The sequence below is a fragment of the Tenacibaculum sp. Bg11-29 genome (genome assembly GCF_002836595.1).
Classification (GTDB): domain Bacteria; phylum Bacteroidota; class Bacteroidia; order Flavobacteriales; family Flavobacteriaceae; genus Polaribacter.
On the sequence record NZ_PJBB01000003.1, the window covers coordinates 369989 to 381456 of the forward strand.

Sequence of the window (11468 nt, forward strand, 5' to 3'; positions counted from 1 at the left end):
ATATGGATAAAATAGAACACATTGGTATTGCGGTTAAAGATTTAGAAAAATCAAATAAATTGTTTGCGGCTCTTTTTGGAGAACCTCATTATAAAGTTGAAGAAGTAGCAAGCGAAGGCGTAAAAACTTCCTTTTTTAAATCGGGTCCTAATAAAATAGAACTACTAGAAGCTACAAAAGCAGATAGTCCGATTGCTAAATTTATAGAAAAAAAGGGAGAAGGAATACACCATATCGCTTTTGCTGTTAATGATATAAAAGCAGCAATAAAACGCTTACAAAAAGAAGGTTTTACTGTTTTAAATGAGACTCCTAAAAAAGGTGCTGACAACAAATTAGTAGCTTTCTTACATCCTAAAACTACAAATGGTGTTTTAATTGAACTCTGTGAAGAAATCAAGTAAATCACTTATATATAACTCCTAATATTTTGTATCTTGCAAAGTCTAACAAACGTGTATTAAACAATGACAAACTCTTATGATTCTTTTCAAAAGCGACGCTTACAATCGTCTTACATCTCTGTAGTTGTAAGTATTGCATTGGTACTTTTTATGATGGGAGTTTTGGGTTTAGTTTTACTAAAATCTACTAAAGTTGCAAATCACTTTAAAGAAAAAGTGGTAATGACCCTCTTTTTAAAAGATGATGTAACCGATAAACAAATAAAAACGTTTAAAGCTACTTTAAAAAAGGAAAAATACACCAACAAAGTTGTTTATATTACTAAAGGTGAAGCTGCAATAGCTTATAAGAAAGATTTAGGTGAAGATTTTTTAAAATTTTTAGGAGACAATCCTCTTAAAAATGGAATTGATATTTATTTAAAAGCAGATTTTGTTACTCCTGAAGAAATGGTAGTAATTGAAAAATCTTTTAAAAAAAATGCCTTTGTAGCAGAAGTAAATTACGACAAACCATTGGTTGAATTGTTAACAAAAAACATTCAGAAAATGAGTTTTTGGTTATTAATACTAAGCGGTTTTTTTGGTTTAGTTGCCATTATTTTAATAAATAGTTCAATTCGATTGTCTATTTACTCCAAAAGATTTAATATTAAAACCATGCAAATGGTTGGAGCTACTAAAAGTTTTATTCGAAAGCCTTTTATTTGGCAAAGTATTAAACTAGGACTTTTAGGTGCTTTTATTTCTTTATGTGGGTTAGCATTTGTAATTTATTACATTAATGAATACATTCCTGCCTTAGAATTATTAACCGATTATATTTCTTTAGCATATGTAACAGGAGGAGTTTTTTTTATTGCTTTTTTTATTACATGGATAAGTACATTTTTTGCTACACAACGTTTTTTAAACTTACAAACTAACGACTTGTATTACTAAAATTTATATGAAAAAAGACACTATACCTAAACAAGAATTTTTATTTGGTAAACGAAATTACATCATCATGCTAATAGGTTTAGCGGTTATCGCTTTAGGCTTTATTTTAATGGCAGGTGGCGGAAGCGAAGACCCAAATGTATTTAATCCTGAAATTTATAGCTGGCGTAGAATTCGTTTAGCACCAACCTTAGTAATTATTGGTTTAGGTATTGAAATTTATGCTATTTTTGCGAACCCTAAAAAGTAAGCATGAATTTATTAGAAGCTATTATCCTTGGAATTATTCAAGGCCTTACCGAATTCTTACCGGTATCATCAAGTGGTCATTTAGAATTAGCAAAAGTTATCTTAGGAGATACTTCTGTACCTGAAGAAAGCTTAACTTTTACGGTAGTTTTACACTTTGCAACAGCATTAAGTACCTTAGTTGTTTTTAGAAAGGAAGTTGCTGAGATTTTCAGAGGACTGTTTCAATTTAAATGGAATGAAGAAATGAAATTTTCACTAAAAATTATCACATCTATGATTCCTGCAGTAATTATAGGCTTATTGTTTGAAGAACAACTAGAGTCTTTTTTTGGAGGAAAAATATTATTCGTAGGTATTATGTTATTAATTACTGCTGTATTATTATTACTTGCTGATAAATCTAAAAACACGAACAAAGAGGTGTCTTTTAATAACTCATTAATTATAGGTATTTCACAAGCTATTGCAATGCTCCCTGGTATTTCTCGTTCTGGAGCAACTATTTCTACCTCTGTTTTACTGGGTATTGATCGTAGTAAAGCTGCTCGTTTTTCTTTTTTAATGGTAGTACCTCTTATTTTTGGAAAAATAGCAAAAGATTTTCTAGGAGGAGATATTAACTTTCAGCCTTCTGAAATCGTTCCAATATCAGCAGGGTTTATAGCTGCTTTTCTTGCAGGCTTAGTTGCTTGTAACTGGATGATTGCTTTGGTTAAAAAAAGCAAATTATCATACTTTTCTATTTACTGTGCAATTGTAGGTTTAATTGCTATCGGATACTCTTTATTAAACTAATATGAAAACTGAAGAAGATTACAAAAACGGACAAGTTTTATTGATTGATAAACCACTAGAATGGACTTCTTTTCAAGTAGTTAACAAACTACGTTGGCACATTCGTAAACGTTTTGATATTAAAAAAATAAAAGTAGGTCATGCAGGAACTTTAGATCCTTTAGCAACTGGTTTATTAATTATTTGTACTGGTAAAAAAACTAAGATTATTGACACATATCAAGGTCAAATAAAAGAATACACAGGTACTATTACTTTAGGAGGAACAACACCTAGTTACGATTTAGAAACAGCGGTAAACGAAACTTTTTCTACAGAACATATTACCGAAGAATTAATTCATGAAACGACTAAACAATTTACAGGTGTAATTCAACAAAAACCACCTATTTTTTCTGCTATTAAAAAAGAAGGGAAGCGACTATACGAATTAGCTAGAAAAGGTGAAACTACCGAAATAAAATCGAGAGAAGTTACCATTCCTATTTTTGAAATCACAAAAATAAACGCTAATGATATTGATTTTAGAGTGGTTTGCAGTAAAGGAACTTATATTCGTTCATTAGCATACGATTTTGGTGTTGCTTTAAATTCAGGAGCTCATTTATCAGCTTTAAGAAGAACTAAAATTGGTGACTTTCATGTTGACAACGCACAAAGTGTAGATGAATTTATAAACTCTTTAGAAGTGGAATAGTTTTTGATTAAAAACCTCAAAAATCACTACTTTGAAAAATTTATTCCTTTTTACTTTATTCATTATTATAAGTATAACTGTTAATGCACAGAGTGATAGCCATCCTTATTTTACAGGATCTATAAACACTACTTTTGGTATTAACCAAAACTATAAACTAGATGAAGAAGGAAATGGCCCTCTTATAACACCTAAGTCAATATTACTAAGAACTGGATTTGGATATCAATTTAATAAACGCTGGGCTTCAAGTATTAATATTGGGTATGACCATCATTTTTCTTACTCAATCAATTCGATACCAACATACGCTAGTTTACGATATAACTTTATTAAAAAAAGTAGCAGTGCTTATTTTATAGAAAGTAGTTATGGCCAAATGTTTCGTTTATCTAATAAATTTTCTAACGGTAATTATTATAAAATAGGAGTAGGTATTCTTTCATTAAGTAGTAATAGATGGAATGGCATGATACGTTTAGACTTTCATCAAAAGAAAATAGCACAGTTTGAAAGTGGAAACCTAAACAGCATCTCGTTAGGAATTGGTTTTACTTTTCTTTAAAAAACGACTATACCAGCTTTCAGAAATTGGTACTTCCCAATGATTTTCTAATTCTAACTTCGTTTCAACTAAGTTATCAAAAACAATAGTTTTTTCTGTTACCGCTTTGTTTTTAATCAACTTTTTAAAATCTTTTAACTCTTTATACTGGGTGTATTCACCTTGTTTAAAACAAACATTCATTCTATCTAACAATTCAACTTCATATACTTCTTGTAATTGTAAAACAAAACCTACCAATTTATCTATATCTGCATTTAATAATGCTGAATTTCCCTCACCAGAAAAAATAATAAAACGATTGTATCGTAATTCTACTGAAGCTTTAAAATCGTCATCATCTTGTTTCCATACCTCAACAAATGCTTTTAACTTCTCTTTTAAACCTTCAATTTCTTGCGGATAAAATTTTCTATTAGATGGATAAATCCAAACCTTAGCCTCTTCTGATAATGTATTGAAATCTACTAACATAATTATTCTTTCTATCTGGCAAAGATACAGAAAACAAAAACCCTTTTTTAAGAATAAAAAAGGGTTTTTTTTTATAAAAAAGTAAGTAATTATTTTAATAACGAGGTAATATTTTCTTGAACATTTTCTCCTTTATTTTTATTATACCAAACTTGTAAGTCTTTTTTAAATTCAGCATCTAAACTGCCATGTTCTGCCTTATAATCTGCAACCATTTTTGTAGCCACTACAGGTCTTGGCCCCCAAGTATTAATTACTTTATTGTCTTTATCTAATGCTATTAATTTAGGAATTGATCTTCCTCCGTTCGTTAAAAATCCATCCATAAGCTCTAAATTCTCATCTCTAAGTACTAGTTTTAACTTTATATTAGAATTTTCTTCTGCAATTTTATTAATTACAGGTAGGTTTTGAGCTGCATCACCACACCAACCTTCAGTTAATACTAACCAAGTTTGAGGTTCTTTTACATCTTTAAGTTTTGCTATAGTTTCTTCTGAAACTTTTATAGTTTTATCTAAACGTTTCATTCGCTTATCATTTAATAAACTATAATTTAATAAGTCATCAGATTGACTTAAACCTGTTGATTTACCTTCATCTAACAACTCTTTTACAAGAATTCTATATTCTGAATATGAAATTGCTTTTTGTAAACTGTTTTCAATAATTTCTTTCATCTTAATAATCTTATTATACAAATGTATTTCTTCTCTTTTACATTTAAAGTAACCTAAGTTACAATATCTAAAGAGATAGTATAGACGTCGTAAAATTTAAAAACTTACAATACTATTTACAACTTACTTTTTAGATTAGTAATAATGTCTTTTGTCATAGAAGTTAAATCAAATTCGTGCTGCCATCCCCAATCTTGTCTTGCATGAGAATCGTCAATAATTTGAGGCCAACTATCAGCAATATCTTGTCTAAAGTCTGGATTGTAGGCAATTGTAAAATCAGGAATATACTTTTTAATCTCATTAGCAATTTCTTTAGGCGTAAAACTCATAGCTGCTAAATTATAAGAAGTTCTTGTTTTTATCTTATCTGCATCCGCTTGCATAATTTGAATTGTAGCATTAATTGCATCATCCATATACATCATAGGTAAACGTGTATTTTCAGACAAAAAACATTCAAAAGTTCCTTTTTTTAAGGCATCAAAATAAATGTCAACTGCATAATCTGTTGTTCCTCCACCAGGTAACGTTTTCCAACTAATAATACCAGGATAACGAATACTACGTACATCTACCCCATATTTTTCATGATAATAATTACACCAATGCTCACCAGCAACTTTACTAATTCCATAAACTGTTGAAGGCTCCATTATTGTTTGCTGTGGCGTATTAATTTTTGGAGATGTAGGACCGAATGAAGCCATAGAACTTGGCCAATACACTTTTTTAATATGTTTTTCTCTCGCTATTTCTAAAACAGCTAATAAAGAGGTCATATTCAAATCCCATCCTTTTAACGGATATTTTTCAGCTGTAGCAGATAACATTGCTGCCATTAAATACACTTGAGTTACTTCATATTTTTTCACGACCTCTAAAATTCTTTCTTTGCTAGTAGCATCAATAATCTCAAAAGGGCCAGAACTCAGCATTTCCTCTCCTCCTTCTCTAATATCGGAAGCTATTACATTATTACTCCCATATAGAATACGTAGTTTTTGAGTTAGTTCTATTCCTATTTGCCCGCAAGCACCTAAAATTAATACAGTATCATTCATTCTTAAAAGTTCAAAAATATAGTGTTGCAAAGTTATAAAATTTCATAATTCGTAAAAAACATTTCTACTTTTTTAATTATCAACAAAACAGATAGATAAATGACTGATTACAAACTAATACTTTTGTTCTTATCTGTAAACCAAGTAAAATATGTATTTTTATACCTTCAATTTTTTACTAATGAGACACATTTTATTCATTTTCTTTTCCTTTGTATTAATAGCTTCTTCTTGTAAGAACAAAAATGTAAAAAGAGACGCTCCTGTTAAAAAAACAGGAATGAACACTGCTATTAAACATTCTAAAAATACACCTTTAAATGAAACTCCAACTAAAGAAATAAAAAATTGGAAAGAGTATTTTATATTAAAAGATTTTATACAACTACTTAAAAACACCTCTCCTACTGAAGCGCTAAACAATGCACTAGAACTAAAAAAATTAACTAAACACCTTAAAGATAGTTTAAATATAGAAACACTTAAAACACCTGCTTTTAAAGCTCGTATGAATGTTTTTGAGAACGAAGTATTAAGGTTAACAGATATGACATACATCCCTTCAATTACTTCAAAAGAAATAAATAATCAAGTAAATAAGGTACTTGATCTTTATGGAGGTATGAATGATAAGATAAATACTGTTTATATTAAAAAAAGATTTGACAAGGAGATAAAACTAGATAGTATTTTTAAATTTGAATAGCATTAATTGCCTCATATATTAAGTTACTTTCAAAGCCTCTATACAAAAGGTAATCAGCTATTTTCTTTTTTCGTTTAAATATATTTTCTTCTTTTACTAATTTATCTTTTTTCGCAACTAACTCATATAGCGTAGTAATATATTCTTGCTCGTTTATTTCTTTTAAAGCTGTATTTATATTGTATGTTGATATATTTCTAAATTTTAATTCTCTTACAATTCGTTGTTTCCCCCATTTTTTTATACGAAATTTCCCTCTTGCAAAACTTTTAGAAAACCGCTCTTCATTTAAAAAATTATCTTTCATAAGACTTAGAAGAATCATTTCTCTAGCTTGTGGAATTAAATTATATTCCTTTATTTTATTTTCAACTTCTTTATGGCAACGATCTTGATACGCACAATAATGCTCTATTTTTCTTTTAATTTCAGATACAGTAAAAACCTTTTTTGCCATTCTGCAAAAATACAAATACTACTTCCATTTGTTTAAAAAAGAATTTACCTTTTCTTTATAACTCGCCCCTATTGGTATTTCAACTGAATTCACCTCAATATCACTCATTGTAAATGCTGATATTTTACTTGTATTAACAATATAAGACCGATGAATTCTTAAGAATTTTTTATCTATTAGCTCCCTCTCTATTTCCCCTATCTTGTATTTAGCTACAATTCGTTTATCACTTGTTGTATGTATCTTTATATAGTCCTTTAAAGACTCTATAAAAATTATCTCTTCTATTCTTATTTTATGATGTTTATTTCCAGATTTAACAAGTAAAAAATCTTCTGTACTTTTTTTCTCTGTACTAACATTAGCAGACGCTTCTTTCTTTTCCCTTAAAAAACGATCTATAGACTTAAAAAAGCGCTCAAAAGTTATTGGTTTTAATAAATAATCTACCACCTCTAAATCATAACTTTCTATCGCATAATCTCTATACGCTGTTGTAAAAATAGTTTTTGGTGGGTTTTTTAATGTTTTTAAAAAATCTATCCCTGTAATATTCGGCATTTTTATATCTAAAAACATCAAATCAATCTGTTGTGTGTTAATTATTTCAAATGCTTTTAATGCATTATTACAGGTAGCTACCACCTCTAAAGCATCTATTTTAGAGATATGGTTTTCAATTAATTTAATAGCCAAAGGCTCATCATCTACTAACAAACATTTTATCTTCATAAATTAAATTTGTTTTATTATCAGCACTACTCTAAATACCCCTTTTGAACAATTTATACCTAAACTATAACCTTCTTGGTAAATTAAGTTAAGCTGTTTTCTGATATTAGTAAGCCCTATGTTTTCCTGATTACCAACTTTATATTCTTTCGAAATAGTATTTGATATATTAAATATAAACTCTTTTTGATTATTTACTATATGAATATCAATTTTAGGAGAACCACTGTCTTCACCAGCACCATGTTTAAAAGCATTTTCTACTAATGATAATAAAACTAACGGTGGTATTTCAGTATCATTTTCAATCTCAGTTATAAATGAAACTTGCAACCTATCATCATAACGCAACTTCTCTAATTCAATATAATTTCTAAGCAATTCAATTTCACTTGAAAGTATTACAAATTTACTATTACATCGGTATAATACATGATCTAAAATTTCAGATAACTTCTCTATAGAAGCAGATGTTTTAGGAGAATTACCAACCGATAATGAATAAATATTATTTAGTGTATTGAATAAAAAATGTGGATTTAACTGTGCTTTTAATGTTTTTAATTCATTTTCCATCTTTTCTTTTCCCAAAACCAAACCTTCCTCCTTCATTCTTTTATACCCCATAAGATACTTTACAGATAAAAAAATTAACGACATCGAATAAAGGTTTGGTATATAATAAAAAAATATTTTTTTCCAATCACTAAAAATCTCTAAAATAGGCTCTTGTATAAACACCCCTTTTCTAACTAAAGTTTCACCAACATGAACAACTAATATTCTATTAAATACTGCCAATAAATAAGTTCCCACTATAAACAAACCAGCAGCTTTTACATATCTTTTCTGCAATAAAAACTCTGGTATCACATAATAAGCTAAAAAATAGGATGTAATAATTTGCGGAATTATATGGCACAAAGACATTACAAAAGTTTCGGAAAAAGCAAATTCATTTTGATACCTAAGAGAGTCTTTCGGAAAATCTAATGCAAAAAACACACACCAAAACAAAATATGCTCCAATGCTCTATTTTTTTGAAAAAACGCAATAAGGGTTGTTATTTTAATCATGATTGTAAATATATAAATAGCTCTCTTAAAATCAATCCTTAATCGACAAATCGACTTTCTTTACCCTTATTTATAACTTTTCACCCCATAGAACTAGCTTTTTAATCCAAAAACTTCAAACGTCGATTTTATCCTCACATTCGTCTATTATCTAAATATTGCTTTACAATCCAACTCATATTTGCTTGATAATTCAAAAAACAAACAAAATGAAAAACATATTATTCATTCTTTTACTCTTTAACGCTATTCTTTTATCCGCCCAAATCAATATTACAGGTAAAGTTGTTGAAGGGAACACAAAACAACCTCTAGAGTTTGCTACTATAATTTTAACAAACCCAACTACAGGTAAGCTTATTATTGGAGAAACTACAAATAATAAAGGTGAGTTTTCTATCAACACTAAAAAAGGGAATTATAATATTAAAATTGAATTTATTGGGTTCAAAAATCATTTAATAAATAACATTTCAATAACAAAAAATCATTCATTTCAAACTATCTTTTTAAAAGAAAACGCTCAAGCATTAGATGAAATAGAAATTATTGCAGAAAAATCTACTACCGAATACAAATTAGACAAACGTGTTTTTAACGTAGGAAAAGATTTAATTTCAAAAGGAGGTTCTGTTAATGACATATTAAATAGTGTACCGTCTGTTAACGTAGACATAGAAGGAGCTGTAAGCTTACGAGGAAACACCAATGTTCGTATATTAATTAACGGTAAGCCTTCTGTTTTAGCAGCTAACAACGGATTACAATCAATCCCTTCAGAAAGTATAGAAAAGGTAGAAGTAATTACTAATCCGTCTGCGAAATATGATGCTGAAGGTACTGGAGGAATCATCAATATTATTTTAAAACGAAATAAAAACGGTGGTTTTGGAAGCTCTTTACAATTAACAACAGGAATCCCTGATAACCATAGTATAAACTACAATATAAATTACAAAAAAGAGAAGTTTAATTTATTTTCTAATGTTTCATATCGCTATAGATCTTTTGATGGGAATGGTTATTTAAACAGAACTAACTACGTTAATAATGCGATTACTTCTTTTTCAAACAGAACAACAAACATAACTAGAAGCCGTCGTACTTTTAACTTGTACTTTGGAAGTGATTACTATATAAACGATAAAAACACACTAACATTAAGTTACTACCTTAGAAATAACACAAGTAAAAACACTGTTAATTACACTTTTAATTTCTTAGATAATTTAAAACAGATAGATAATGTTCTTACTTCAAAAGAATCTTACAGAGAACCACAAGTTGCCAATCAAATTGAGTTAAACTATGTGAAAACATTTGCTAAAAAAGGGCGAAAATTTACAGCTAATTTTCAGTATGACTTTTGGAATGATGACGAAAATGAATCTGTAGAAGAACAAGAACTCCTCCCTACAACCTCAGCAATAAACTTATTAAAAAGTAGAGATGTAGAAAGCAGTAAAGATTTTTTATTTCAATCTGACTTTAAATTACCTATCACCAAAAAGTCGCATATTGAAATGGGTATAAAAGGTGAAATTAGAAATATTGATAGTGATTATAAGGTTTGGGACAATACTGTTTTAATAGATAGCTTAGATAACTTATTAAAATACAATGAGCGCATTTACGGTGCCTATATTCAATATGGAAACAGAGAACACAAATTACAATATTTATTAGGCCTGCGTGCTGAATATGCCAATACAGGAAGCACTGACAGAAAGAATAAATTTAAAACAGCAAAGAGTTATACTGATTTATTTCCTACAGCACATTTTACCTATAATTTTAACGGCGCAACAAATATCCAGTTAAGCTACAGTAGAAGAATTAGACGACCTAGCTTTTGGCATTTAAACCCTTTTGGAGGTATTTCTGATCGACGTAATATTCGTGTTGGTAATCCTAATTTAAACCCAATGTACACAAACTCTTTCGAGTTAGGTTTCTTAAAACGTTGGAGTAAATTCACCTTTAATCCATCTGTTTATTACCAGAAAACAACAAATGTATTCGAAACATTAGTAACTCCAAACGCAGATGGCGCATTAATTTCAAAACCTATTAATTCTGGAACTGAAAATAGATTTGGTACTGAATTAGCTATCCGATATTCTCCTTATAAATGGTGGCGTTTATCAAGTGAATTCAACTATTATTCTTTTAACCAAAGAGGTATTTATACTATTGATGATAGCACATGGTCTACTCGTTTAAACTCTAGAATGAAATTTTCTAAACTAACACTTCAATCAAGCTTTAATTATAATGGAGAAAGACAAAGCGGTCAAATATTCACAGAAGCTCAATATAGAGTGAACTTAGGTATTAGTAAAGATATTTTGAATGATAAAGCAACCGTTACCTTAAACATGAACAACATCTTAGATTCAAGGGTTCGTAAACAACTAATTACGGGTAATGATTATACTATAAATAGTTATAATAGACCTATTGGTAGATTTACATCAGTAACTTTTACCTACCGATTTAACAGAACTAAAAAAGACAGAGATCGTTTACCTGATTAATTAATTTGAATAAATAAAAAGATTACTTCGTGATTCGAAATGACGAGGTAAATTTAACTGAAAAGAGGATTGAAAGTATAAAACTT

The 11468-nt window shown here is 29.0% G+C and carries 14 protein-coding genes; 8 read left to right on the forward strand and 6 right to left on the reverse strand.

Going from position 1 to position 11468, the window contains the following annotated elements; genetic code table 11:
• Positions 1–2: 2 nt before the first annotated feature.
• The 6 genes from mce (at position 3) to CXF68_RS01770 (ending at position 3655) form a co-directional block, all read left to right on the forward strand.
• Complete coding sequence (gene mce / locus CXF68_RS01745) at positions 3–404, forward strand: methylmalonyl-CoA epimerase (protein WP_101042637.1); 402 nt, start codon at positions 3–5, stop codon at positions 402–404.
• A 63-nt stretch (positions 405–467) separates the two neighbouring features.
• Positions 468–1346: an ABC transporter permease gene (locus CXF68_RS01750; RefSeq protein WP_101042638.1), complete on the forward strand. Its 879-nt coding sequence runs from the start codon at positions 468–470 to the stop codon at positions 1344–1346.
• 7 nt (positions 1347–1353) lie between these two features.
• Complete coding sequence (locus tag CXF68_RS01755) at positions 1354–1596, forward strand: DUF3098 domain-containing protein (protein WP_101042639.1); 243 nt, start codon at positions 1354–1356, stop codon at positions 1594–1596.
• Positions 1597–1598: 2 nt separating this feature from the next.
• Entirely contained in the window at positions 1599–2393 is a 795-nt protein-coding gene (locus tag CXF68_RS01760) for an undecaprenyl-diphosphate phosphatase (protein WP_101042640.1), read from the forward strand.
• 1 nt (position 2394) lies between these two features.
• Entirely contained in the window at positions 2395–3090 is a 696-nt protein-coding gene (truB, locus tag CXF68_RS01765; protein ID WP_101042641.1) for a tRNA pseudouridine(55) synthase TruB, read from the forward strand.
• A 31-nt stretch (positions 3091–3121) separates the two neighbouring features.
• Positions 3122–3655, forward strand: coding sequence for a hypothetical protein (locus CXF68_RS01770; RefSeq protein ID WP_101042642.1), 534 nt, complete (start codon positions 3122–3124; stop codon positions 3653–3655).
• Here the strand turns inward: CXF68_RS01770 and CXF68_RS01775 are convergent.
• The 3 genes from CXF68_RS01775 to CXF68_RS01785 all read right to left on the reverse strand — a co-directional run bounded on the left by CXF68_RS01775 (position 3629) and on the right by CXF68_RS01785 (position 5873).
• The gene (locus CXF68_RS01775) at positions 3629–4129 is read right to left on the reverse strand and encodes an ABC transporter ATPase (RefSeq protein ID WP_101042643.1); all 501 of its coding nucleotides are present in this window, start codon (positions 4127–4129) and stop codon (positions 3629–3631) included. The genes CXF68_RS01770 and CXF68_RS01775 overlap by 27 nt on opposite strands.
• Before the next feature lie 89 nt (positions 4130–4218).
• Positions 4219–4809 carry a thioredoxin family protein gene (locus CXF68_RS01780; protein WP_101042644.1) on the reverse strand — a complete coding sequence of 197 codons (591 nt, stop codon included), beginning with the start codon at positions 4807–4809 and terminating at the stop codon, positions 4219–4221.
• Between the two features lie 116 nt (positions 4810–4925).
• Positions 4926–5873, reverse strand: coding sequence for an NAD-dependent epimerase/dehydratase family protein (locus CXF68_RS01785; RefSeq protein WP_101042645.1), 948 nt, complete (start codon positions 5871–5873; stop codon positions 4926–4928).
• 181 nt (positions 5874–6054) lie between these two features.
• On the opposite strand from CXF68_RS01785, the gene CXF68_RS01790 reads away from it, so the two are divergent.
• Positions 6055–6579 carry a hypothetical protein gene (locus CXF68_RS01790; protein WP_157821830.1) on the forward strand — a complete coding sequence of 175 codons (525 nt, stop codon included), beginning with the start codon at positions 6055–6057 and terminating at the stop codon, positions 6577–6579.
• Here CXF68_RS01790 and CXF68_RS01795 read toward each other — a convergent pair.
• The 3 genes from CXF68_RS01795 to CXF68_RS01805 are packed head-to-tail and all read right to left on the reverse strand — an operon-like array spanning position 6566 to position 8845.
• Complete coding sequence (locus tag CXF68_RS01795; RefSeq protein ID WP_101042647.1) at positions 6566–7036, reverse strand: regulatory protein RecX; 471 nt, start codon at positions 7034–7036, stop codon at positions 6566–6568. The genes CXF68_RS01790 and CXF68_RS01795 overlap by 14 nt on opposite strands.
• Before the next feature lie 18 nt (positions 7037–7054).
• Positions 7055–7768: a LytTR family DNA-binding domain-containing protein gene (locus CXF68_RS01800; RefSeq protein ID WP_101042648.1), complete on the reverse strand. Its 714-nt coding sequence runs from the start codon at positions 7766–7768 to the stop codon at positions 7055–7057.
• Positions 7769–7771: 3 nt separating this feature from the next.
• The gene (locus CXF68_RS01805; protein ID WP_232771595.1) at positions 7772–8845 is read right to left on the reverse strand and encodes a sensor histidine kinase; all 1074 of its coding nucleotides are present in this window, start codon (positions 8843–8845) and stop codon (positions 7772–7774) included.
• A gap of 209 nt (positions 8846–9054) precedes the next feature.
• Here CXF68_RS01805 and CXF68_RS01810 point away from each other — a divergent pair, with 209 nt between their 5' ends.
• On the forward strand, positions 9055–11382 hold the full coding sequence (locus tag CXF68_RS01810) for a TonB-dependent receptor domain-containing protein (protein WP_101042649.1): 2328 nt from the start codon (positions 9055–9057) through the stop codon (positions 11380–11382).
• The last annotated feature ends 86 nt before the right edge of the window (positions 11383–11468 follow it).